Annotated in this window: 23 protein-coding genes; 11 read left to right on the plus strand and 12 right to left on the minus strand. The window is 71.5% G+C overall.

The window, feature by feature from the left end; genetic code table 11:
- The first annotated feature begins 56 nt into the window (after positions 1 to 56).
- The 5 genes from ACIA8L_RS24685 (at position 57) to ACIA8L_RS24705 (ending at position 5,038) form a co-directional block, all read left to right on the plus strand.
- A complete protein-coding gene (locus ACIA8L_RS24685) occupies positions 57 to 578 on the plus strand; it encodes a hypothetical protein (RefSeq protein ID WP_395908377.1) in 522 nt (173 codons plus the stop codon).
- Positions 579 to 608: 30 nt separating this feature from the next.
- Positions 609 to 1,706 (plus strand): sensor histidine kinase, encoded by a 1,098-nt coding sequence (locus ACIA8L_RS24690; RefSeq protein ID WP_395908380.1) that lies wholly within the window; start codon positions 609 to 611, stop codon positions 1,704 to 1,706.
- Positions 1,703 to 2,362 (plus strand): response regulator, encoded by a 660-nt coding sequence (locus ACIA8L_RS24695; RefSeq protein ID WP_395908383.1) that lies wholly within the window; start codon positions 1,703 to 1,705, stop codon positions 2,360 to 2,362. The genes ACIA8L_RS24690 and ACIA8L_RS24695 overlap by 4 nt, the downstream gene beginning before the upstream one ends.
- Positions 2,363 to 2,723: 361 nt before the next feature.
- The gene (locus tag ACIA8L_RS24700) at positions 2,724 to 3,788 is read left to right on the plus strand and encodes a hypothetical protein (protein WP_395908386.1); all 1,065 of its coding nucleotides are present in this window, start codon (positions 2,724 to 2,726) and stop codon (positions 3,786 to 3,788) included.
- Between the two features lie 161 nt (positions 3,789 to 3,949).
- Complete coding sequence (locus ACIA8L_RS24705; RefSeq protein ID WP_395908389.1) at positions 3,950 to 5,038, plus strand: helix-turn-helix domain-containing protein; 1,089 nt, start codon at positions 3,950 to 3,952, stop codon at positions 5,036 to 5,038.
- Here the strand turns inward: ACIA8L_RS24705 and ACIA8L_RS24710 are convergent.
- Together ACIA8L_RS24710 and ACIA8L_RS24715 are read right to left on the minus strand one after the other, a co-directional pair.
- Positions 5,026 to 6,384, minus strand: coding sequence for an extracellular solute-binding protein (locus tag ACIA8L_RS24710; RefSeq protein ID WP_395908392.1), 1,359 nt, complete (start codon positions 6,382 to 6,384; stop codon positions 5,026 to 5,028). The two genes, ACIA8L_RS24705 and ACIA8L_RS24710, sit on opposite strands and share 13 nt — an antisense overlap.
- A complete protein-coding gene (locus ACIA8L_RS24715; RefSeq protein ID WP_395908394.1) occupies positions 6,374 to 8,398 on the minus strand; it encodes a substrate-binding domain-containing protein in 2,025 nt (674 codons plus the stop codon). Before ACIA8L_RS24715 ends, ACIA8L_RS24710 begins: the two co-directional genes overlap by 11 nt.
- An 82-nt stretch (positions 8,399 to 8,480) precedes the next feature.
- On the opposite strand from ACIA8L_RS24715, the gene ACIA8L_RS24720 reads away from it, so the two are divergent.
- From ACIA8L_RS24720 to ACIA8L_RS24730, 3 genes are read left to right on the plus strand one after another with little or no spacing between them, the layout of a single operon-like run.
- Complete coding sequence (locus ACIA8L_RS24720; RefSeq protein WP_395908397.1) at positions 8,481 to 9,401, plus strand: carbohydrate kinase family protein; 921 nt, start codon at positions 8,481 to 8,483, stop codon at positions 9,399 to 9,401.
- A 24-nt stretch (positions 9,402 to 9,425) separates the two neighbouring features.
- Positions 9,426 to 10,169 carry a vancomycin high temperature exclusion protein gene (locus ACIA8L_RS24725; protein ID WP_395908398.1) on the plus strand — a complete coding sequence of 248 codons (744 nt, stop codon included), beginning with the start codon at positions 9,426 to 9,428 and terminating at the stop codon, positions 10,167 to 10,169.
- A 12-nt stretch (positions 10,170 to 10,181) separates the two neighbouring features.
- Complete coding sequence (locus ACIA8L_RS24730) at positions 10,182 to 11,207, plus strand: nitronate monooxygenase (RefSeq protein ID WP_395908402.1); 1,026 nt, start codon at positions 10,182 to 10,184, stop codon at positions 11,205 to 11,207.
- Positions 11,208 to 11,419: 212 nt separating this feature from the next.
- Here ACIA8L_RS24730 and ACIA8L_RS24735 read toward each other — a convergent pair whose 3' ends face one another.
- The 6 genes from ACIA8L_RS24735 to ACIA8L_RS24760 form a co-directional block, all read right to left on the minus strand.
- The gene (locus ACIA8L_RS24735; protein ID WP_395908405.1) at positions 11,420 to 12,277 is read right to left on the minus strand and encodes a helix-turn-helix transcriptional regulator; all 858 of its coding nucleotides are present in this window, start codon (positions 12,275 to 12,277) and stop codon (positions 11,420 to 11,422) included.
- A gap of 61 nt (positions 12,278 to 12,338) precedes the next feature.
- Complete coding sequence (locus ACIA8L_RS24740) at positions 12,339 to 13,130, minus strand: alpha/beta fold hydrolase (protein WP_395908407.1); 792 nt, start codon at positions 13,128 to 13,130, stop codon at positions 12,339 to 12,341.
- Positions 13,131 to 13,191: 61 nt separating this feature from the next.
- Complete coding sequence (locus tag ACIA8L_RS24745) at positions 13,192 to 13,875, minus strand: class I SAM-dependent methyltransferase (RefSeq protein WP_395908409.1); 684 nt, start codon at positions 13,873 to 13,875, stop codon at positions 13,192 to 13,194.
- A gap of 72 nt (positions 13,876 to 13,947) precedes the next feature.
- Positions 13,948 to 14,613, minus strand: coding sequence for a response regulator (locus tag ACIA8L_RS24750; protein ID WP_395908411.1), 666 nt, complete (start codon positions 14,611 to 14,613; stop codon positions 13,948 to 13,950).
- Positions 14,610 to 15,806 carry a sensor histidine kinase gene (locus ACIA8L_RS24755; protein WP_395908414.1) on the minus strand — a complete coding sequence of 399 codons (1,197 nt, stop codon included), beginning with the start codon at positions 15,804 to 15,806 and terminating at the stop codon, positions 14,610 to 14,612. Before ACIA8L_RS24755 ends, ACIA8L_RS24750 begins: the two co-directional genes overlap by 4 nt.
- Before the next feature lie 10 nt (positions 15,807 to 15,816).
- The gene (locus ACIA8L_RS24760) at positions 15,817 to 17,808 is read right to left on the minus strand and encodes a polysaccharide deacetylase family protein (RefSeq protein WP_395908417.1); all 1,992 of its coding nucleotides are present in this window, start codon (positions 17,806 to 17,808) and stop codon (positions 15,817 to 15,819) included.
- Positions 17,809 to 18,059: 251 nt separating this feature from the next.
- On the opposite strand from ACIA8L_RS24760, the gene ACIA8L_RS24765 reads away from it, so the two are divergent.
- From ACIA8L_RS24765 to ACIA8L_RS24775, 3 genes are all read left to right on the plus strand, one after another.
- Positions 18,060 to 18,401 (plus strand): hypothetical protein, encoded by a 342-nt coding sequence (locus ACIA8L_RS24765; RefSeq protein WP_395908419.1) that lies wholly within the window; start codon positions 18,060 to 18,062, stop codon positions 18,399 to 18,401.
- Between the two features lie 67 nt (positions 18,402 to 18,468).
- Positions 18,469 to 19,719 (plus strand): ATP/GTP-binding protein, encoded by a 1,251-nt coding sequence (locus tag ACIA8L_RS24770; RefSeq protein WP_395908422.1) that lies wholly within the window; start codon positions 18,469 to 18,471, stop codon positions 19,717 to 19,719.
- A complete protein-coding gene (locus tag ACIA8L_RS24775; protein WP_395908425.1) occupies positions 19,716 to 20,198 on the plus strand; it encodes an RloB family protein in 483 nt (160 codons plus the stop codon). The genes ACIA8L_RS24770 and ACIA8L_RS24775 overlap by 4 nt, the downstream gene beginning before the upstream one ends.
- A 70-nt stretch (positions 20,199 to 20,268) precedes the next feature.
- Here the strand turns inward: ACIA8L_RS24775 and ACIA8L_RS24780 are convergent, their stop codons facing one another.
- The 4 genes from ACIA8L_RS24780 to ACIA8L_RS24795 are packed head-to-tail and all read right to left on the minus strand — an operon-like array spanning position 20,269 to position 23,076.
- On the minus strand, positions 20,269 to 20,667 hold the full coding sequence (locus ACIA8L_RS24780) for a hypothetical protein (RefSeq protein WP_395908427.1): 399 nt from the start codon (positions 20,665 to 20,667) through the stop codon (positions 20,269 to 20,271).
- Complete coding sequence (locus ACIA8L_RS24785) at positions 20,667 to 21,254, minus strand: hypothetical protein (RefSeq protein WP_395908429.1); 588 nt, start codon at positions 21,252 to 21,254, stop codon at positions 20,667 to 20,669. The genes ACIA8L_RS24780 and ACIA8L_RS24785 overlap by 1 nt, the downstream gene beginning before the upstream one ends.
- Positions 21,255 to 21,259: 5 nt before the next feature.
- Entirely contained in the window at positions 21,260 to 22,108 is an 849-nt protein-coding gene (locus tag ACIA8L_RS24790; protein ID WP_395908431.1) for a carbohydrate ABC transporter permease, read from the minus strand.
- Positions 22,105 to 23,076 (minus strand): carbohydrate ABC transporter permease, encoded by a 972-nt coding sequence (locus tag ACIA8L_RS24795; RefSeq protein ID WP_395908434.1) that lies wholly within the window; start codon positions 23,074 to 23,076, stop codon positions 22,105 to 22,107. Before ACIA8L_RS24795 ends, ACIA8L_RS24790 begins: the two co-directional genes overlap by 4 nt.

A 23,076-nucleotide genomic window follows, 5' to 3' on the forward strand; every position in this document is an offset into this window, starting at 1 on the left:
GGACTTCCACCCGTGGGTGGCGGCTTGTCGCGCCCCGAATCCCTACTTTCAACGGCATGAACACGACCACGCTGCTGATCGCCGTCGCCGCCATCGTCCTGCTCATGGCCCGCCGCTTCGCCGGGGAGCCCCTCGAGGCCCGCCGCCTGATCCTGCCCCCGGTCATCCTGCTGATCGTCGGCGGCTACACCCTCGCCCAGGTCGACTTCGCCACCGCCGCCACCCACCCGGTCATCGACGGCGCGGTCCTCGCGATGGGCGCCATCCTCGCCGTCGCCGGCGGCATCGTGCGCGGCCTCACCGTCAGGGTCTTCGTGCAGAACGGCCATGTCTGGTACCGCTACACGCTCGTCACCATCGGCGTGTGGCTCACCATGGCGGTGCTGCGCGTCGGTCAGCTCTTCGCCGGCCGGGCCCTGCACGCCGACCAGGCCGTGCTGTCCGCGGGCCTGCTGGTCGTGCTCAGCCTCAGCTTCCTGGGCGAGGCCGCCATCGTCGGCAAGCGCGCGATCGCCACCGGCGCACCGTTCGCGCCCCAGGGCGCCCGCCGCGCCGCCCGCCGCAGCGCCCGGGGCTGACCGGCCATGCCGATGGCGCAGACTGGGGCCGTGCTGGAGCAGCTGCTCACCGAACGCCGCCTGTCGCGCTACCGCCAGCTGCGCAGCCTGGTGGTCCTGACCATCCTCACCGTCGCCATGTTCCAGGACGACCCCCGGCCCGGGCTCACCGGCCGGGGCGTCGCCCTGCTCGCGGCCATGACCGTGGCCGCGGCGGCCTGGGTGGCGATGACGCTGCGGCTGCGCGCGCCGCGGCTGCAGCCGTACTCCATCGGCGTCTGCATGGCCATGGCCGTCGTGCTGACGCTGCTGCGCCACGGCAGCTTCGCCGGCGGCTACGCCCTCGCCGCCGTGACCATCGCCGCCTCCACGCTGCCGTTCGTCCTCGCCGCGATCCTGACCGGCACCGGCGCGCTGCTCCTGGCCGGCGCCTACGCGCTCGTCGGCGCGCCCCTGGAGACGGTGGTCATCTGGTCCGGCGCGATGGTGCTCCTGCTGCTGCTCGGCACCATCCGCCGCGAGCGCGAGAGCCGCGCCGAGCAGGAGCAGCTCCTCGCCGACGAGCAGGCGAAGGCGGCCGCGCTGGCCGAGCGGGCCCGGCTGGCCCGCGAGATCCACGACGTCCTGGCCCACTCCCTGTCCGCGCTGTCCCTGCAGCTGGAGACCGCGGCCGCCCTCCTGGAACGCGACCGCGCGGCCGACGCCGCCGTCATCGTCGACCGGGCCGGCCGCCTGGCCCGCGACGGCCTGACCGAGACCCGCCGCGCCGTGAGCGCCCTGCGCGGCGACCCCGTCCCACTGCCGGAGCTGCTCCGGGAACTGGCCTCCGAGCACGAGTTCACGCTGGTCGGCGCGGTGCGGGACCTCACCGCCGAGACCGGCCTGGCCTTCTACCGCAGCGCCCAGGAGGCCCTGACCAACGTCCGCAAACACGCCCCCGGCAGCCGGGTCACGGTCCGCCTCGAATACGCCGCGGCCGACGTCCGCCTGCGCGTGCGCAACACCGGCCCGGCCGGCCCGCCCACCACCGGCCTGTCGTCCGGATACGGCCTGCAGGGTCTGCGCGAGCGGGCCGAGCTGGCCGGCGGCACCTTCGCGGCGGGCCCGTGCGAGGACGGCTGGCAGGTGGATGTCAGGATGCCGGGATGAGCATCCGGGTTGTCGTGGCCGACGATCAGACGGCGGTACGCGAAGGGCTGGCGCTGATGCTCAGCCTGCTGGACGACGTGGAGGTGGTGGGCGAGGCCGCCGACGGCGAGGCCGCCCTCGAGCTCGTGGCCGCCCACCGCCCCGACGTGGTCCTGATGGACCTGCGCATGCCCCGCCGCGACGGCGTCTCCGCCACCGCCGAGATCCGGGCCACCCACCCGGAGACCCGGGTCGTCGTCCTGACCACCTACGCCGACGACGCCGACATCCTCGCCGCCCTGCAGGCCGGCGCCCTGGGCTACCTGACGAAGGACGCGGGCCGGGTCCAGATCGCGCAGGCGGTCCGCGCGGCCGCCGCCGGCCAGTCCGTCCTCGACCCCCAGGTCCAGCAGCGCCTCCTGGCCGCCGCGATCCAGGGCGGCGGCGCGGCCGAGCCCCCGGCCGCGACTCCCGCCACCGTGGACGGCCTCACCGCCCGCGAGACCGAGGTCCTGACGCTGATCGCGGCCGGCCTGTCCAACCGCGAGATCGCCGAACGCCTCTACGTCACCGAGGTGACCGTCAAGTCCCACATCAACCGCCTGTTCGCGAAGATCGGCGTCCGCGACCGCGCCCAGGCCGTCCGCTACGCCTACGAGCGCGGCCTGAAGTCCTAGACCCGGTCCGGCCCGGGCCACGACCGGCGGCGGCGCCGGGCGGCACAGCGCTCGGCGGGACTCGCCGGGCCTGTCGGCAGTACCCCCGCCGCCGCTTCTGGCTCTGTGACGCAACGGCCGGTCGAAGCCCGCGCGTCCCATGTCCCGGGCGGCGTCCCACGGTCGGCGTCCCACCGCTGGTCACAAGCGGGTCGGCGTCCCGGCGTCCCAAGTTGGTGGCCAGCCGTTGCCACGCTACCGGCGGCCCTGCCACGGTCCTCATCGCGGTCGATGGAATCCCGTCGGCCGCCCGGCCCGGTACCACCGGGCATGTCGATGACCGGCCGGCACCATCACGGGGGCCGGCAGAGGGGACTGACGGATGACTCACCAAGCATCCCGGCGGCGCTGGGCGCGCCGTGCCGTACCGCTGGCCGTGGGAGCGCTGCTCGCCGGTGTCGTGCCGAGCCTGGCCATCCAGAACTGGGCCTACGCGGCGGCGGGCTGCGGCAGCCAGCCGGTGGCCAACAACGACGACGGGTTCATCGTCCTGGGCGAGAGCGCGCCGCTGCACAAGGCCCCGTACAACACGTGCGGCGTGTTCCAGACGGTCGCGGCGAACACGAAGATCTGGACCTGGTGCACGATCGAGAACGACTACGGCAACACCTGGATCTGGGGCCGCATCGACGGGACCCAGCAGCAGGGCTGGATGTACATCGAGCACGCCAAGCAGGTCGAAGAGGTCCCCACCGGCAACGACGGCTGGTGCCCGGGCGAGGCACCGGCCGACCCCGACGCCATCGACGGCGCCGACCGCATCGTCGAGCAGGCCCCGCCGGCCGACGCGGACGACGCGCTGCCCCCGGCCGACTACGACCCGGCGACCGACGTCGACGCCACCGTACCGGCGGTCGGCGGCGCGGAGAAGGGTGTCGAGCCGGACGCCGACTACGTGGCGCCCGAGGGCGAGGAGGACGCCCCCGACGCGGGGACGACCACGCTGGCCGCGGCGGCCGCGGCCCTGAAGTACGGCAAGCCGATCAAGCGCAGCAAGGTGGTCGCGCGGGCCAAGAACTGGTACAGCCGCAACGTGCAGTACAGCCAGAGCGCCTACGCGTGGGACGTCAACCACGGCAAGAAGTTCCGCACCGACTGCTCCGGCTTCGTGTCGATGTCGTGGGCGCTGACCTCCAGCCGCACCACCCGGACGCTCGACGGGGTGTCGCACCGGATCAACTGGTCCAGCCTCAAGCCGGGCGACATGGTCCTGCGCAGCGGCCACCACGTGCAGCTGTTCGAGAAGTGGGCCAACAAGGCGCACACCCGGTTCTGGCTGTACGAGGAGGGCAACCCCAGCTCGGACATGAACCACTACAAGCTCTACGTCAGCACGGCCAAGAACAACGGCTACAAGCCCTGGCGGTACAACAAGATCCGCGACTGACGTCCCCACCTCCCCCACCGGCCCCGGACCGTCCCTGACGGTTCGGGGCCGTTTGCCATGGTTCGGGGGTTTTTATAGAAGTTCGGAGGTCTTTGTCAGGGGGTCGGTACCCGACGGCCGGATCGGCTACATTGCCCACTTACGCACATCACGGGGTAGCAATGGCAGTCGATGCGTCAAGTGAACTGGCCCAGCGTTTGACCACCCTCAAGGAGGCCACCGGATGTAGCTACACGGAGCTCGCGGCCCGGGCCGCGCTCAGCCGGTCCAGCGTGCACCGCTACTGCTCGGGGACCGGGGTGCCGCCGGACTTCGACACGGTCAGCCGGCTGGCCCGCGCCTGCGGGGCCGGCCGCGGGGAGCTGCTGGACCTGCACCGGATGTGGGTGCTGGCCACGACCCGGCCCGCGCCGGGGAAGCCGCCCGAGCCCGCCCTTGTGCCCGCGCCCGCGCCTCCGCCGGCCGCCGACCGGCCGCCGCCGTCACGCCGCCGCTGGAACCGCCGTCTACCGGACCGGGCCGCCGTGGCGATCTTCGCCCTGTTCGGCCTGCTCGTGCTCAACGCGCTCAGCGGCTCCGGCCCGCCGCGGGGCGGCGGTGCGGCCACCGAGCTGAAGGCCGCGGCCTGCGCCGCCGTCGTCGGCCTGGGTGAGCACGGCGAGTGTGTCCGGGAGATCCAGGTCCTGCTGATCCAGAGCGGCACCTCGCTCACCGTCGACGCGAACTTCAGCACCGAGACCCGCCGCCGGGTGATCGCGTTCCAGGTGCTGGCCGGGCTGCCCCCGACGGGCCGGGTCGACGACGCCACCAGGAAGGCCCTGGTATCCGGCCGGATCTCGATGCGGACCTGGTCCGAGGAGCGGATCGAGCGGCGCATCCGCGAGGTGTTCCGCAACCCCACGGCCGGCGACGAGGCCGTCCACGTCGCCCGCTGCCGTTCCCACCTGGACGCCCTGTGGGTCGGCCCGGACCCGGACGGCGGCTGGGGCGTGTTCCAGCTGAGCGACGAGGTGCTGGGCCGCTACGACGGCACGCAGCGCGTCGCCCTCGACCCGGAGTGGAACATCCAGGCCGCGCACTGGATCTGGGCCGAGCACCGCGACTTCCGGGCCTGGCCGGTCTGCGTCAGCACCTCGCCGACCACGCCGTCCACCCCGAGAACCGCCCAGCGCGCCCCCGGGCACCTCCGCGCCGGCGGCCATCAGCACCGGCCCCCGTCCACCCCGCGGGCGAAGCGTCAGCGCTTGTAGCCCTGCAGCGCGGCCTCCAGCCTCGCTTTGGCGTCGGCCGGGAGCTGGCCGCCGTCGGCGAGGGCCTGGCGGACGATCGCGCGGAAGGTCTCCGAGAACTGGGCGTAGTGCGGGGTCACCGGGCGCGTGCGGGCGTTGCGGATCGCTTCCAGCAGGGTCGGCGCATAGCGGTACCGCTGGATCACCTCGGCGTCGCGGTAGACGATCTCGCGGGTCGCCGCGAAGCCGCCGCGTTCGAACAGGATCTGCTGGCTGCGCTCGCTCGTCAGGAACGCGATCAGTTGCCGGGCCGCGTCCGGGTGGCGGCTGTGTGCGGAGACGGCCAGGTTCTGCCCGCCGAGCGCGCTCGGCCCCGGCAGGCGGGTCACCTCGAACTCCAGCGCCGGGCGGGTGTCCGCCGGTGTCGCGGCCGGGCCCGGCGTGGCGCCCGGCGGCGGGGCGAGCGCGGGCGGCGGGTCCAGGGTGCGGTGCGCGACCGGCCAGTTGCGCATGAACAGGACCTTGCCCTCGGCGAAGGCCTGGGTGGCGGCCTGCTCGTCGAAGTTGGCCGACTCCGGCAGGATCACCTGCGGCGCGGAGCGGTTCAGGCCCTCGGCCAGGCGGTGCAGGCCCTCCTGGGCCTCCGCGGAGTCGATGACCACCTTGCCGTCGCCGTCGACCACGTCGCCACCGGCGGCCCAGATCGCCTCCAGGGCGTTGACGGTCAGGCCCTCGTAGTCGGCCAGCTGGCCCGCGTAGCCGGCCGTCGGGCGGGTGCCGTCGCTGCTCAGGGCGCCGAAGCCGGTCAGGACCGACTGGGCCTGGGCGACCAGCTGGGGCCAGCTCGTCGGGGCGGTGCCCACGTAGTTGTCGCGGTAGTACAGCAGGCCCGCGTCCGTGTTGAACGGCAGCGCCCACAGCCGGCCGTCGTAGGTGCACGTCCGCAGCGGGGCGGCCAGGAAGCCGGTCGTGTCGGCGTCGTCGACGGCGCGGATGTACCCCTGCGACGCGAACTCCGCCGTCCAGGTCACGTCGAGGTTGTAGATGTCGGCGTCGCCCCGGCCGCTGCCCTGCGCCCGGGCGACCATCTCGCTGCGCTGGGCGTCGGCCACCGCGGCGAGCTGCTCGATGCGGGCCGGGCTGCGCGGGTGCAGCGCGTTCCACTGGTCGACCAGGGCCTGGCGCTGGTTGCCGTAGCCGTCGTCGCGGCCGCTGAGGATCACCAGCTCGCCGTCCTCCGGCGCGTGGTCGTCGTGGAACCACGGCACCACGAACGCGTTCACCAGCAGGGCCAGCACGGCACCGGCGGCGGCCGCGGTCAGCAGGCGCCAGTGCCGGCGCAGGAAGCGCAGAACCTTACGTGCCATTCGTGGGCTCGCCTCCCCAGAGCAGGCCGAACAAATCCTGGAGGATGTCGCCGATCGCGTCCGGGGCGGCGTCGTAGCACGCGCCCCCGGTGTGCGCGGTGATGTCGCGCAGGGCGAACGCGCCGCAGCTGGCCTCGCCGATCGCGATGACGAAGACCCGGACGCCCTTGCCGCGGACCTGGGCGTCGATGCTCGCCGGGTCCACGCCGCTGGTGTCGCTGCCGTCCGTGAGCACGACCAGGCCGGCGATCTGCTCGTCCTTGCCGGCGGCCGCATCCCGGACGCCGTCGGCGATCGTGGGCAGCAGCGGCGTGTCGCCGCCCGGCTTCACCTTCGCCAGGCCGTCGACGGCCGCCTTGGCCCGCGGTACCCCGTCGACCGGCACGTCGGCCCGGCCCAGCGCGACGATGTCGGGGCCGGCACCGGGAAACACCCGCAGGCCGAACTCGTCGCGCCCGCTCATCAGGTCAAGGGCTTTGCCGACACCGGCGGTGGCGATCTGGAACCGGGTCTGCCGGCCGCCCGCGAGGGTCTGCATGGAGCCGGAGACGTCCATGGCGAGCAGGACCCGGCCCGGGCGTCGAGCCTGGGAGTAGCGCCGCAGGGTCGTCCTGATGGTGTCCGGCGGCGGTGGGCGGCGCTCGAACACGACGCCGGCGTGCGCGCCGAAGCGCTCGGTCAGCGGCTCGGCCACGTCGAACAGGGGCGGCGGCCGCAGCGCCGCCCGGACCAGGGCCCGCTTGCCCTCGTCCCGCCCCAGCCAGCTCTCCAGATCCTTCACGGCGGCGGTGGTCGTGGCCGCGGTGGTGTCCCAGCCGAGCCGGACGAGGGGATGATCGGCGCCGACGGTGTCGGTCGGATAGAACGCGACCAGACTGTCCCCGGTGCCCGGCGGCCCCTGGTCAAAGCCACAGCCCAAGCCTTGGTTGTACCGCACGAGCGCCTGCTCGGTCGTCAGGACCGCGGCTCGGTGCGGGTCCTCGGCGCGTTTGCGGCACAGGAGTTCGGTGCTGTCGCCGAGCGGAAACCCGCCCGCGTCCAGGGACCGCTCGATGCGCTGCTCGACCGTGCGGGCGGCCGGGCCATCGAGGTGCGTGCGGTCGTAGAGCACCGTCGTCGCCAGGGCCCCGGCCCCGGACACCGCCGGGTCGGGGCGCAGCACGTCCCAGCCGCGCCGCGCGACCTCGTCCCACAGCTGCTTCCAGGTCAGGTCCTCGCGCCGGTCGGCCAGATCGCCGGGAACCGCGGCGGCCGGCACACCGAGCACGATCGGGGAGGCGGCGATGACCCGCTGCTCGGCGATGGGGACGGGGACGGCGAACTTCGCGGCCGCGTCCCGGGCCGCGTCGACGTCGGCGGTGGAGTCGGGCAGCCACACGTCGGGCCGCGGGCCGATCTGGCCGAGCGCGTCATTGGTCCAGCCGGAGCCGATCGCGTCGCGGGCGTCGGCCGGGCGGGCCGCGTACACGTACAGCTCGGCCGCCGGGCAGCCGTGGCCCGCCGCGGCCGTCGCCGACTCGTACGCGTCGGCGAGTTGCCGTACCGCGTCGAGCTGCTCCTGTGACGTGAGCACCCGGACCCCGGCCGGCCGCGGGCAGCCGTGCAGCCAGCGGTCGGTGAAGTCGATGACCGGCGGCACGAAGTAGCCCACGGCCAGGGCGGTGATGCACAACCCGCCGACGAACGCGATGACGCGCGGCCGCAGCAGCGACCGGAGTTTCTGCAACACGTCACCGGACCAGTGCAGCAGCGACTCGAACAGCCCGGCCGCGAGCAGGCCGCCGAGCCCGCCGATCAGCGAGCCGCCGACGAGCATCGCCCACTGCGCGAACGAGGCCGGCTCGCCGGTGGAGAGCTGCTGCAGGGCGATCCCGGCCCCGGTGAACAGCGCCACCAGCACCGAGACCAGCGGCCGCGCCGATTCGCGGCCGTTGCTGCCGTTGTTCCCGTTGTTGCCGCTTTCGCCGTTGTTGCTGGTGTTCCCGTTGTTGCCGTCTTCCCCCGTATCGGCCATGCCGGCGGCGCACCCCCTGGCGGTTGGGTTGTCCGTCCATCATCCCCCTCGATGTCCAATCCCGCCGAATATGCTCGACCGCATGATCGAGAGTGATGTGCTGGTCCTCGGGGGAGCCGGCATCGACACCATCGTGCGGGTGCCGGAGTTCGCGTTCCCGCCCGGTGACAGCCTGCCCGTGCCGCCGATCCACGACTACGTCGCCCACTCGGGCAATGGCGTGGCCCTCGGGCTGCACGCGCTGGGCCTGCGGACCCGGTTCGCCGACGCGCTCGGCGAGGACCCGCAGGGCGAGTCGATCCGGGCGCGGTACCGGCAGACGGGCCTTGACTTTGTTTCGCACCCGGCCCCGAACGGAACACCGCGCAGCGTCAACTTCGTCGACGCCGCCGGCCGCCGGTTCTCGTTCTTCGACGGCCGTTACCCAGCCGGGTACGTCTATCCCGAGGACTCCTATCTGCCCCTCGTCGAACGGGCCGCCCACGTGCACGTCGCCACCCAGCGCACCCCGGCCGTCTGGGCCCGGGCCCGGGAGCTGGGCATCACCACGTCCACGGATGTCCATACGTGGAACGGCACCGACGACTGGGCGTGGCCGATGGCCGGCGAAGCGGATCTCGTGTTCCTCTCCTCGGAGGGGGTACCCGACCGCGTCGACGACGTCATGCGCCGCATCCTGACCGAGGGCCGCGCGTCGACGGTGGTCGCCACCGAGGGGGCCGGCGGCAGCCGCGTCCTGACCGGAGCGACCCGGCTCCGCTGCCCCGTCGTGCCACTGGAACACGCGGCCGTCGACTCCAACGGCGCCGGCGACGCGTTCAGCACCGCGTTCATGAGCCGCTGGCTGCGCGGCCGCCCACTCGCGGAGTGCATGCGGGCCGGCGCCGTCGCCGGGGCGTTCGCCTGCGGGTTCGCCGGCACCCACGAACGGCTGATCACGGAGGCCGAGCTGGCGGCCGGGATCGCGCGTGTGGAGAATTCGTGGAGGCCCCTGTCGGATTGACGCCGTACCCTTGAGAATTCGCAGGTGAACGCGATCCTCGGGGGCATGTACCGGACCTGGCGGCGGCGCATGGTGAGGCTCGGCACCGCGTGGAGGCTTCGCGTCGCGAGGAGGCTCGGCGGCGTGATGAGGTTCGGCGTCGCGGTGGCTGTGGCGGGCGGCCTGATGACCGCCGAGGCGAGCATGTGGCTGCAGTCGGCGGCGCACGATCACGTCTACAGCGTCGACGACGTGCCGGCGGCGCCGGTCGCGCTGGTCCTCGGCGCGCAGGTGTACGACGACGGCTCTCCCTCGCCGTTCCTGGCCGCGCGGCTGGAGATCGCCCGGCAGCTGTACGCGGCCGGCAAGGTCAAGGCCATCCTGGTCTCCGGCGACCACATGGACTGGGGCTACGACGAACCGGGCGCCATGTGGCTGTGGCTCAACGCCCGCGGCGTCCCGGCCGGGCGGATCATCGAGGACCACGCGGGCTTCGACACCTACGACTCCTGCGCCCGCGCGAAGCGGATCTTCGGCGTCGACCGGCTGATCGTCGTTTCACAGGCCTTCCACGTCCCGCGCGCCGTCGCCCTCTGCCGCCACCTGGGGATCCATGCGGACGGCGTCGGGGACCGGACGATGGAACAGTTCCACGGGCCGTGGTGGCAGGCGTCGCTACGGGAGTACGGCGCGGCCGACAAGGCGGCGTTCGACGTGCTCAGCGGCCGAGATCCGGTGTTTCTGGGGCGTACTGAAACAAGCGTCGAGGACGCGTTGCAGCAGGGCTGACAGAATGCCGGAATGAGCTCGCTGCTGCAGGTTTCGTCACCCGTGCTGGCCGCGCCGATGGCCGGGGGCCCGTCGACGCCCGAGCTGGTCGTGGCGGCCGCGGGGGCCGGATCGCTGGGGTTCCTGGCCGCCGGCTACCGGACCGCGGTGGCACTCGCGGCGCAGCTCGACCAGGTCAGCGGCGCGCTCGGGGGGAACGCGTTCGGGGTGAACGTATTCGCGCCCAACCCGGTGCCGGTGGACCCGTCGGCGTTCCGGCGGTATGCGGAGGAGCTGCGGCCGGAGGCCGACGTGTTCGGGCTCGACCTGGCCGGGGCCGCGCTGGTCGAGAACGACGACGACTGGGCGGCGAAGGTCGGTTTGCTGCTCGCCCGCCCGGCCCCGGTGGTGTCGTTCACGTTCGCACTGCCGCCGGCTGAAACTGTTACAGCGCTGCGCCGGGCCGGCACCGTGGTCCTGCAGACGGTGACGTCCACTGTGGAGGCTCAGGCGGCGGCGCGGCTCGGCGTGGACGGTTTGATCGTGCAGTCGGCGGCCGCGGGGGCACATTCGGGCACGTTCACGCCCCGAACATTTCCGACTTTTCGTAATTTATCGGATTTGGTGGCATCGGTACGGTCAGTGGTCGACCTACCCCTGATCGCGGCCGGTGGCGTCGGAACGCCGCAGGACGTGACGGCCGCCCTCGCCGCCGGTGCGGAACACGTCATGGTGGGCACGGTTCTGCTGCGCACCGACGAGAGCGGCGCTTCGCCCGTCCACAAGTCCGCCCTCGCCGCCGGTGCCGGCGACACCGTTCTGACCCGCGCGTTCAGCGGCCGCCCGGCCCGGGCCCTGCGCAACGGCTTCGTCAACCGCCACCACGACTCGGCCCCGCTGGGCTACCCGGCCGTGCACCACCTCACGACCCCGCTGCGCCGGGCCGCCGCCCAGGCCGGTGACGCCGACCGGGTCAACCTGTGGGCCGGCACCGGCTTCCGCCACGCCCGGACCGGCCCGGCCAAGGCCACCCTCGAGCACCTTGCCGGGCACGCCTAGCACCTTGCCGGGCACGCCTAGCGTCGCCGGACAGGCCTGGTCTCGCCGGGCAGACTCAGCTTCGCCGGGCAGGCCTAGCATCGCCAGGCAGGCCTAGCTTCGCCGCGTCGCATGGAGCGAAGCGAGCAACTGCAGCCGCTCAGCATCAGGCGACCCGGGGTCCGCCCGCGCAGACCGGCCGCCGCCATCCTCGAACACCTCGCCGGGCAGGCCTAGCTTCGCCGCGTCGCGTGGAGCGAAGCGAGCAACTGCAGCCGCTCAGCGTCGGGCGACCCGGGTTCGGCGGTGTAGACGAGCATGACCGGCCCGGGGTTGCCGGGCAGCGGGTAGGTGTCCCAGTCGAGCGTCATGTCGCCGACCTCGTGATGCCGGAACGTCTTCGTCCCGTGCACCTCTTCGGCCACGTCGTGGCGCGCCCACAGCCGCCGGAACTCCGCGCTGCCGATGCTGAGCCGCCCGACGATCGCGGTGGCCCGCGGATGGGTGGGGTCGGCGGCGACCGCGGCGCGCATCATCCCGATGTACTGGATCGCCATGTCCTCCCAGTCCGCACACCGCAGCGCCGACTCCGGATCGCTGAAGATGACGGTCAGCATGTTGCGCTCGTCCGGCGGCAGCGACTCCGGGTCCCCCAACAGCGCCTCGGCCATGAAGTTGCACGCCAGCACGTCCAGATGCCGCCCCAACACGAGCGCCGGCGTGTTCATGACGTGCAACAACCGCCGCGTGCTGTCCGGCACGACCTCCGCCTCCCGCCGCGGATGGCTGTGCCCCGGCCGCCGAGCCGCCCGCGCCAGCGCGAACAGATGCCGCCGCTCCGCCCCGTCAAGCTCGAGCGCCCCCGCGATGGCGTCGAGCACATCGTCGGACGGCCGCACCTCCCGCCCCTGCTCCATCCGCTGGTAGTAATCAGTGCTCAGCCCGGCCAGCAGCGCGATCTCCTCCCGCCGCAGCCCAGCCACCTTCCGCCGCCCACCCGGCTCCAGCCCGACGTCCTCCGGCCGCAACTGACCGCGCCGAGCCCGGAGAAACTCCCCCAGCTCCTGCGCATACGGATGCTCGCTCGCCATACTCCCAGTGTGCCCGGGTCCCCGCAGCTCAGGGTAGGTCTCCCGGTCCCAGGGACAGAAGCTACAAGCGAGAAGCGGCGGCGGGGGTACTGGTGGTGAGCGCGGCGATCGCGTGGAGGGCTTCGGAGGTCGGTTCGAAGTAGCCGTCGTGGCCGTCTACGCCGGTTACCGGGATGGGGGTGGCGCCGAAGGCGGGGTCGTAGACGTGGGTGCCGTGGCCGGCGCCGACGATTTTGAGGCCCGGGACGCGCCTCGTCCAGTCGTTCGCGGCGGTGCCGGCCCACACGTGGGCCGGGGTGTGGAGGTCGGTGGCTTTTTCGACGCCCATGCCGGGGCTGCCCAGGGCCACGATGTCGGTCACGCGGCGGTCCAGGTTGTGAGCGGCCAGGCCTACCACCGTCGAGCCGTAGCTGTGGCCTACGACCACGATGCGCTCGCCGGGCAGGCGGGCGACGAACTCCCGCAGCGCGGCGGCGCCCGCTGCGGCCAGGTCCTCGCGGGCGGCGTCCAGGCCTACGCCGTGCGGGGGGTGGTAGCCGAGCCAGGCCACCACCGCCACGTTGTGAGCGCCGCGGGACTCGATGGCGGCGTGGAGTTGTCTCGCCTGCCAGGCCGGGGCTCGGCGTTGGACGCCGGCCAGGCCGCGGTCGAAGTTCTTGGCGGTCGTGTCCACGCCCGGGACCAGGACTACCACCGTCTCGGCGGACTGCAGGTCGCCGACGATCTCCAGGGCGCGGCCGTCGGCCAGGCGGACGTCCTGCAGTGCCAGGGGGGCCGGCGTCGCGGGGGCGCGGGTCGGGCCGAAGACGGTCAGCGCGGCGGCGACGACGGGAAGCAGCAGGAGCGTTCGCATGGGTTGGACCGTAGGGATGCGGCAGCACCCGGATCGTCATACTGCGGAGTGGTCATCGCGGTCACTCCGCAGTACCGAAGAAGGCCATTGGGTCGGCTTTTCCACTATGGACCGGGGCGGCCATGCGGAGGCGGCGCTTCACGCCGGTCAGGTGGTCGTGCACGTCCGGGTCGCCGTGCCGGGACGCCGTCAGGTGGGGCAGGTTCCGGTCGCGCAGCCAGCGCAGGAGGACGGCGCCCTCGCTGTTGGGCCAGGGGCGGCGGCCGTGGTAGACGTCGTGGACGGCCACGGCCACGCCGGGCTTCAAATGGTCGAATACGGCCCCGGTGTACCACTTCGCGAAGCCGGCCGTGTGCAGGGCGTCCATCAGGACGAAGCCCGGGTCGGGCGGGAGGTCGGCGGTGCGGACGTCGCCCTGCGTGAAGCGCCACCTGGTCTTCGTCAGGTCGTCGGGGAGCGTGTACCGGGCGTGGGGGATGCGGTCGTAGCTGTACAGGATGCCGTCGCCGTTGTCCCGCAGGGCGCGCAGCAGCCATGACGTCGACCAGCCGTGGAACGTGCCGACCTCGAGCACGGTGTGCGGGCGGAGGGCCCGCACGGCCAGGTAGACGATCTCGGCCTCGAGGTCGTCGAGCTTCGGGCGCATCGGGGTCTGCGCCAGGAGTTCGCGCTGCTCCTCGCGGGCGGTGCGCAGGTCGGCGGCGTGCTCGCGGTACCAGGAGATGATCGTGTCCACGGAGAACATGGCGCGAAGGTAGGACCGGCACCGGGGTGCGGGCGTCACTCCGGGGAGCCATGTGGGCGTGCTACCGGGGTACTACTCCCCCGCCGTCACTACGCCCGTCTCGTAGGCGAAGACGACGGCCTGGGCCCGGTCGCGCAGGTCGAGCTTCTGCAGGACCCGGCTCACGTGGGTCTTCACCGTCTGCTCGGCGACGACGAGGGTGTCGGCGATCTCGGCGTTGGAGCGGCCGCGGGCGATGAGGCGCAGCACCTCGACCTCGCGCGGGGTCAGGTCGCGCAGCCTGGCCGGCTGGTGGGTGACGGCCCGCGGGCGGGCCGCGAACTCCTCGATGAGCTTGCGGGTCACCGACGGGGCGAGCAGGCCCTCGCCGGCCGCGACCACGCGGACGGCGTTGACCAGCTCGGCCGCGGGGGCGTCCTTGAGCAGGAAGCCGGACGCGCCCGCGCGCAGCGCCTCGAAGACGTAGTCGTCGAGGTCGAACGTGGTCAGGATGAGGACCCGCGGGCGGTGCAGGTTGGCGGCGACGTCGAGGATGCGGCGGGTCGCCTGCAGGCCGTCGAGGACCGGCATGCGGATGTCCATGAGGACCACGTCGGGGGCGCGCTCGCGGGCCAGGGTGACGCCCTGCTCGCCGTCGGGGGCGTCGCCGACCACGGTGAAGTCGGGCTGGGCGGCCAGCAGCGCGGCGAAGCCCTGGCGGACCATCGCCTGGTCGTCGACGATGAGGATCTTGATCATGCGTCTCCCAGGGGCAGGGTGGCGACGACCTCGTAGCCACCGTCGGCGGCGGGGGCGGCGCGCAGGGTGCCACCGATCGCGGTGGCCCGCTCGTGCATGCCGATCAGGCCGTGGCCCTTGCCCTCCGGGGCCGGCGGGCGGCCCGTCGGCTCGTTGCGCACGAACACGCGCAGCTCGGCCTGGTCGCGGAAGATGACGATGGCGACCGGAGCGCCGGCGGCGTGGCGGCGGGCGTTGGACAGCGCCTCCTGGACGATGCGGTAGGCGGCCAGGCCGACGCCGGGCGGGACCTCGATGCCCGGGGCGGGCGAGAACTCGATCTGGACCCCGGCCGCGCGGGCCTCGTGGATCAGGCCGGCCAGCTCGTCCAGCGTCGGCTGCGGCTCGGTCAGCGGGACCGAGTCGTCGCGGAGGACCCCGAGCAGTCGGCGCATCTCGGTGAGCGCCTCTCTGGAAGTACCCGCGATGGCCTGAAGCTCTTCAGCCACGGCCGGCGGCACGCCCTCGATCCGGTAGACCGCGGTCTCGGCCCGCACGGCGATGAGGGACATGTGGTGCGCGACGATGTCGTGCATCTCGCGGGCGATCCGGTTGCGCTCCTCGGCGACCGCCCGGCGGGCCTGGGCCAGCTCCGTGCGCTCGGCCTCCTGGGCCAGCTCGCGCTGGACCTCGCGGCGGCGGCGGATCTGGTCGCCGATCACCAGCACGGCCAGCACCAGCAGGAACAGGCCGGCGACGTTACCCGGGTCGACGTAGGCGAGGACGAGCAGGAAGGCGCTGAGGCCGACCGCGACCACGATCTCGCGGCGGTGCCGGACGGCCACGACGAAGAGGATCAGCGGGTAGCTCATGATCTGCACCGGCTGGAACGGCCACGGCGTGCCCTGCATGATCTGCAGGGCGAGGGTGGTGTAGATCGCCGCGAAGAAGGCGATGCGCCAGGCCAGCAGCGGGCGGGTGGCGACGATCCCGATCGGCCCGGCGATCAGGATCGAGCAGGCGATGACCTGCAGCCAGTGGCTGCCCTCGGCCTCGGGCACGTTGCCGAGGTAGTACTGGAAGGCCAGCAGCCCGCTGAGGATGCCGGCGATCGCGCCGGCCAGGGGCAGCGCGCGGCCGACCCTGGTCCGGGGGTGGACCACGGGGTCCTTGGCGGCGATGAGCCCCCAGAAGCCGCGCGCGATCCACCCCACGGTCGACATGCTATGCCAGCTGCGGTACCACCTCGTCCAGGGCCTGGTCAACGGTCTTCACCGTGATGGCCTTGGACTGGATCAGCTGGAGCTCCTTGTCCAGGTTGGCGGGCGTGACGGCGTAGGTCGGGTCCTCGGCGGTCGCGCTCACCTCGTGGTACACCAGGACGAGCCAGCTCTTGTCCCGGATCGCCTGGTCGATCCACTGGCCGACCTGCGCCGGCGTCGTGGTGTTGAGGATGTTCTGCACCTTGATGTTGTAGACGTCGGTGCTGTCCTTGGTGTTGTACCCCTCGTCGGTCGACCGGTGCGAGCGGTAGTACTTCTTGCTGCTGGTGAGCACGTTCGCGTTGTACTCGCCGAACGGCGTGGCGAAGTTCTTCGCGACGGTGTTGTTGCCGTACCACTGCCGCAGCGTCGCCTGGCTGTCCTTGAGTTCGGCGTCGATCTGCGCGGCGGTCATCGTCGGCAGGTGCGGGTGGTCGACCGTGTGCGAGGCGACCTCGATGCCGTGCGCGGGGAGGTTGAGCATCTCCGCCTTGGTCATGTAGTCCGGATAGTCGGTGGTGCTGGTCAGGACGTAGTAGGTGGCGTCCATGTTGTACTTGTCCAGCAGCGGCAGGCCCGCCGAGTACTGCGACTTCCAGCCGTCGTCGAACGTGAGGCTGACCAGCGCCCGGTTGAGCTGGGCCGGGGTGTACTCGGCCAGGCCGAAGTCGTCGGAGGTGACCCAGCCGACCTTGGCCAGCACCTGGAACACCGTGATCTTCGTGGCGCCGGCCGGGACCGTGTACTGCGCGCTGACCTTCGCCCACGCGGCGGAGGCCGGGGCGGCGGCGAGGTACGCGTACTGCTCCGACCCGTCGGCCATGGTGACCTCGACGTCGATCTCGCTGTCGACGTTCGACTGGTACCAGTTGGAGTACTGGTAGGTCTTGCCGGCCGTCACGGTGACCGCGGCCGGGCTCCACTTCGAGTCGCCGTTCGTGTACTTCGAGATCTGCGTCTTCACGCTGCGGCCGCCGGTGTGCCCGGTGGTCGGGTAGCTGAACACCGTCGTGTTGGTGCCCCACGTGGAGCTGGTCCAGCCGGACGGGGCGGTGCCGTTCGCGGTCTCGACGGACGGGTTGGCGATCAGGTTCCCGGGCGTGGTCGGGGGCGGCGGTGTCGTGGTGGTGTTGTTGACGGTGACCGTGACCTTCGACTGCGCGGCCGTGGCGCTGGAGGCGGTCCGGGCCGTGGCGGTGACCGTGTGGACGCCGTTGGTGGCCTTCTTCGAGTCCCAGCTGGCGGTGAACGGCGCCGCGGTGTCCTCGGCGGCCAGGTCGACGCCGTCGACGGCGAACTTGACGCCCAGCACGTCGGCGCTGGCGGTGGCGGTGACCTGCTGCGTGGCGGAGACGGTGGCGCCCTCGGCGGGCGCGGTGATCTGGACCGACGCGGGCGTCGGCGTCGGGACGGAGGCGCCGGACTCGGCCAGGAAGTACAGGTCGGTCTGCAGCGTGCCCTTGGCCGCCAGCACGTGGTAGACGGACGCCTTCACCGCGTCGGCGGGCGTGGTGAACTCGATCGACAGCTGCTTCCAGGCGGCCGAGATCGGGGCGTCGGCCAGCCAGACGAACGTCTGCTTGCCGGCGGCGTTGGTGTAGACGACCTCGAGGGAGGTCTTGACGGTCCCGATGTACCAGTCGGAGACGACGTACTTCGTGCTCGGCTTCACCGTGACCGGCGCCGCCATCCACTTCGCGTCACCGGAGGTGCGGGCGGTCATGGTGACGGCCAGGCTCTTCTGCCCGTCCTTGCCGGTGTTCTGCCACGCCGACGTGGTGGTGTTGGTCCCCCACTTGTCGAACGTCCAGCTCGCGGGCCCGGCCCCGGACGCCGTCTCGGCCGAGGGGTTGCCGATGAGGTTGGCCCCGACCGCGAACGCCGTGACGCTCGGCAACAGCGCGGAGACAACGGCCGCCAGGACCGTGCCTATCAGTAATCTGTACAGTCGCACGGGCCGATACCCCTTTTTTCCCGTTGAGCAACTTCGGACGGGGTATCAGACCAATCGTCCCCATATCGAGTCAACGCACAGTGGGGACGCGCTCACGACAATCCCCCGACCCCGCCGCCGTGACCTGCGATGAGTCGCAGATTAGCGCCTCGGAGAGTGCACGTTCGGATTAACTCCGACGCGCGGGAGGTGATACTCGGAGTCACCCAAAAGTGGTGGCCCGACGGCGGTGCCCGCACCACACTGAGGCCGTGAAACTGGTCCGCATCCCGCAGCCGCGCCCGCTGACCCCCGGCGAGCGGCGCGCCCTGACCGCCCTGGTCGAGCACGCCGACCGGCCCGGCCTGCGCGCCCAGCTGGCCTCCGCCCAGGTCATCGGCAAGTGCGACTGCGGCTGCGCGTCGGTCCAGCTCTCGACCACGGGTCCCAAGCTGCCTGACACCGAATGGCTGTCGGTGAACGCGACCGGCGACGGCGCCGACGTGGTCCTGCACGTCATCGAGGGGCGCCTGCACGAACTCGAGTGCTACGCGGGCGAGGGCGTCGCGGTCGCCTTGCCGGACGAGCTCCGCGACTTCTGGGTCGGCCGGTAGATACAATTTATCTCGCGCATGTGGCGAAAATTGCCGCTGGCGAGGCCTAAACTGATATCATGGCGTCGTGTTGCTCCGGTTCCGTGTCACCAACTACGCATCGATCCGGGACGAGCAAGAACTCTCCCTGGTCGCGCTCGACCATCACGCCGACCTCGCGACCTCGGGGATACCGCTGAGCAAGGAACGCGTGCTGCCGGCCGTCGGCATCTTCGGGCCGAATGCCTCCGGCAAGTCGAACGTCCTGAAGGCCATGGACTTCGCTCGCGCGGTCGTGGTCGAGTCGCACCAATACTGGCTGCCGGAAGAGCCGATCCCGCGCTGGCCCTTCCGCCTGGACACCGGCAGCAGGACCGCACCCAGCACGTTCCTCTTCGACTTCGTCCACGAGGAAATTCGATACGAGTACGGATTCCGGCTCGATGACACGGCGATCCATGAGGAATGGCTGTACTCCTGGCCCCGGGGCAAGCGCAGCACACTCTTCGAACGCCACGGGATGACAACTGACTTCGGGCCCAGCCTGACGGGGCAGAAGGCGACGATCGCCGAGCTCGTCAGGGAGAACAGCCTGTTCCTGTCGGCGGCCGCGGCGAACAACCACCCGCGGCTGCGCTCCGTCGCGTCCTGGTTCAACACGTGGCGACGAGTGTCGACCGCCGGCGTCGCGGCGGCCCCGGACCGGCTGCTCGACGAACAGACCATGGCGGCGCTGCGATATGCGGACATCGGCGTGATCGGCGCCGCGATCGTCGAGCGGTCCGACGACGAAGCGGTTCTGGGCTTCGGTGGAGTGCGGCGACTCCGGCAAGAGCCGACCAAACGGTCGCCGCGGCTGGAACTCGTGCATCAAGCCGCGACCGACAGCGGCGGTGAGTCGCTGCCGTGGCAATGGGAGTCCTCCGGCACCCAAACCTGGCTACGTCTGAGCCAGGTGGCCACGCTGAGCCTGCGCCAAGGCTCGCCACTGACGGTCGACGATCTCGGCTGCGACCTGCACCCTTTGCTGACCGCGCAGCTGGTGGGCCTGTTCCAAGACCCTCGGACCAACCCACGAGGAGCCCAGCTCATCTTCACCGGCCACGACGTCAACCTGCTCGGCCGGCATGTCGAGCATCGCCTACACCGCGACCAGGTATGGCTGACCGACAAGGAAGCGGACGGTGCCACCAAGCTCTATCCATTGACAGAATATGGCCGCGTGCGCGACGGCGTCGATGACGTGGAGGGTCGCTACCTTCAAGGCCGATACGGTGCTGTGCCGTTCTTCGACCGGTCGCTGCTTGACGACCTCACCGTCAGTGCCGACGAGACATGACCCGTAGCAGCCGACCCCTTGCCAGGCGGGCGGGAACAGCCACCGAGGCGAAGACCATCGCGATCGTATGCGAAGGCGTGAAGACGGAAGACATCTACTTCAACGGCATCCGAAAGCAGTATCGGCTGGCCACCGCCCGCATCAACTTCGTAGGGCTCGGCGCGGATCCGCTTACCGTCGTTCGGCATGCTGAGCAGCTGCAGGCCGACTACGACTACACATGGGCGGTCTTCGACGTCGAAGCAGCTGGACCCCACGCGCAACGGCACCTCTCCCTCGACGCCGCGGTCGCGAGGGCCACGCGGGCCGGGATCGGCTGTGCCATCTCGCATCCGTGCTTCGAACTCTGGCCCCATCGAGACACCGCGCTCAGGAACGCGGACCAGCTACACCAGCAGAGAATCCAGGATTGCCCTCGCTCGTGGACCGCAATCCCTGGACAAGCGTTCACGAGCTCCTGCAACAACTGTTGGTCATAACAGGCGGCCAGGAGCCCGAAGCGAGTACCCACATCCAGCCGGGTCACGACCGCAAGCGGCGACGCAAGGGCTAGGTGTCCCGGCCCGGATCGAGGTAGGCCTTGACGGCGCGCTGGAAGGCGCCGGCGGGCAGCGACCAGGGGACGTCCTGGTCCTGCGGCGGGCCGAGGTGGTCGAGTGCCGGTGGGATCGCGGTGGTCCAGCGGAACAGGCCGCCGCGCTTGAGGCAGCGGTCGTACAGGGCGCGGCCGGCCTCGGTGTGCCAGTAGCGGTCGGCGTCGGCTGTCGCGGCGACGAGGCCGGCCGCGATCAGTCTCGGTACCGCCGCCACGAACTCGCTCTCCAGGAGCACGGCGTGGTTGATGGCGTCGGCCTTGGCGATGAGCTGGGTGAGGGTGTAGCCGTCGTGCGGGCCGGTGCCCTCGACGGCCGTGAACACCCAGGCGTCGGCCAGGCTCCAGTCGGGCACTACGCGGGGCTCGGGGTCTTGACCAGGCGGGCGGTGACCGCGTGGGCGGCGTACAGGGCGTAGCCGACCAGGAGCGGGGCGGTCAGCGGGATGAACAGTGCGAGCGCGGCGGCGACGGCCGACACCCCGGCCACCGCCGCCGCCGCGCCCGGTTGCCGCCATGCCGTGCGAGCGGCCCAGCGCAGAGCCTCGCGCCAGCTGGACGGGGACGGGTCCCGGCCCAGGCGGACGAGGCCCAGCAGGCCGATCGACAGCAGCACGACGACCGCGACGCCGGTGCCGGCCAGCGCGGGCGACCCGCCCGGGACCCGGCCGCCGGCCACGGCGTCGACGTTGAAGGCCAGCAGGAGGGCGAGGGCGAGCACCGCCAGCGACGCGACGAAGCCGCGCAGCAGGGAGGCGCGGAACAGCCGCCACATCGCCGGCAGCGAGACCTTCTCGCCGCGGGCGATCACGCCCACCGCCGATGAACCCGTGCGCACCGCGGCGCCGAGGGTTACCAGCGGTACCGATGCCGCCGTCACGAACAGGCCCACCAGGGCCACGTCCGCGGCGACCGTGATCGTCTCCTGCCAGTCTCGTTTCACAGTGCTCAACCCTTCAGGCCCGAGGTGTTGATGCCCTCGACCAGCATCCGCTGGAAGGCCAGGAAGAACAGGAACACGGGGACGAGCGAGAGGACCGACATCGCGAACATCGGGCCGACGGAGACCTGGCCGGAGGAGTCGATGAAGGCCCGCAGCGCCACCGGGACCGTGTTCTTCGTGGTCTCCGAGACATACACCAGCTGACGGAAGAAGTCGTTCCAGGTCCAGATGAACGAGAAGATCGCGGTGGTCACCAGTGCGGGGCGCGACAGCGGCAGGATCACGCTGCGGAACACGCCGAACGGTGAGCAGCCGTCGATCTTCGCGGCCTCGTCCAGCTCGCGCGGGATGCCGCGCATGAACTGGACCATGAGGAAGACGAAGAACGCCTCGGTGGCCAGGAAGTGCGGCACGATCAGCGGCAGGTACGGGAACTCGCCGCCGACCAGGCCCAGCTGCTTGAACAGGATGAACTGCGGCACGATGAGGACGTGGCCGGGCAGCAGCAGGGTGCCGATCATGATGGCGAACCACACCCGGCGGCCCTTGAACCGCAGGCGCGCGAACGCGTAGGCGGCCAGCAGGCACGACACCGCGTTGCCGATGACGACCAGCAGGGAGACCAGGGCGCTGTTGAAGAAGAAGCGGCCGAACGTGACCGCGGCGCTCTGGAAGTGGGCCCAGCCGTCCGGGTAGTTGGACGGGGTCCAGCTCTCCGGCCAGATGGAGACGTTGTTCAGGACCTCCTCCTGGCTCTTGAACGAACTGCCGACCATCCACAGCAGCGGGTACAGGATGATGAGCAGGATCGCCAGGATGACGAGGTACCGGGCGCTCGCCTTGATCGCGGTCATCGGTCGTCGCCTCCGTCGGAGTAGTGCACCCAGAAGCGGCCGGTGCTGAACAGCACGACCGTCAGCAGGCCGATCGCGGCGAGGAAGACCCAGGCCAGCGCCGAGGCGTAGCCCATCTCGTAGTCGGTGAAGCCCTTGATGTACAGGTAGAGCGTGTACATGAGGGTGGAGTCGACCGGGCCGCCGGTGCCGCCGGAGATGACGAACGCCGAGGTGAAGCCCTGGAAGCCGTGGATGGTTTCGAGGACCAGGTTGAAGAAGATGACCGGCGACATCATCGGCATCGTCACCGACACGAACTTGCGCCACGCGCCGGCGCCGTCGACGGCCGCGGCCTCGTAGAGCTCGACCGGCACCTGCTTGAGCCCGGCCAGGAAGATGACCATCGGCGCGCCGAACTGCCACACCGCCAGCAGGATCAGGGTGCCCAGGGCCCAGTCGGGGTCGTTGACCCAGCCCTCACCGTGGATGCCGAACAGCGCGAGCATGCGGTTGAACGAGCCCTCGCGGTTGAACATCGAATACCACACGAAGCCCAGGGCCACGCTGCCGCCGAGCAGCGACGGCAGGTAGAACAGGCCGCGGAACAGCCCGACGCCGCGCATCTGGCGGTTGAGCAGCAGGGCGACGCCGAACGCGGCGGCCAGCTTGAGCGGGACCGCGATGACGCCGAACAGCACGGTCACCGTGACCGCGTGGTAGAACGCCGGGTCCTCGGTGAACATCCGCACGTAGTTGTCGAAGCCGATGAAGTGCAGCTCCGACCAGTCCGACAGGATGTCGTAGTCGGTGAAGCTCAGGAAGAGCGAGCCCAGCATCGGCAGGAGCGTGAACGCGCCGAAGCCGAGCAGCCAGGGTGAGAGGAAGACGTAGCCGGCCCGGCCCTCGCGGCGGACGCCCCGCCCGGGCCCCGAGGGGACCCGAGCGGAGTGCCGTGCCGCTGTCCGTGCCGTCGTGGTGACAGCCAC

Origin of the sequence: Dactylosporangium sp. NPDC051541, from assembly GCF_044454505.1 — a bacterium.
Lineage (GTDB): Bacteria > Actinomycetota > Actinomycetes > Mycobacteriales > Micromonosporaceae > Dactylosporangium.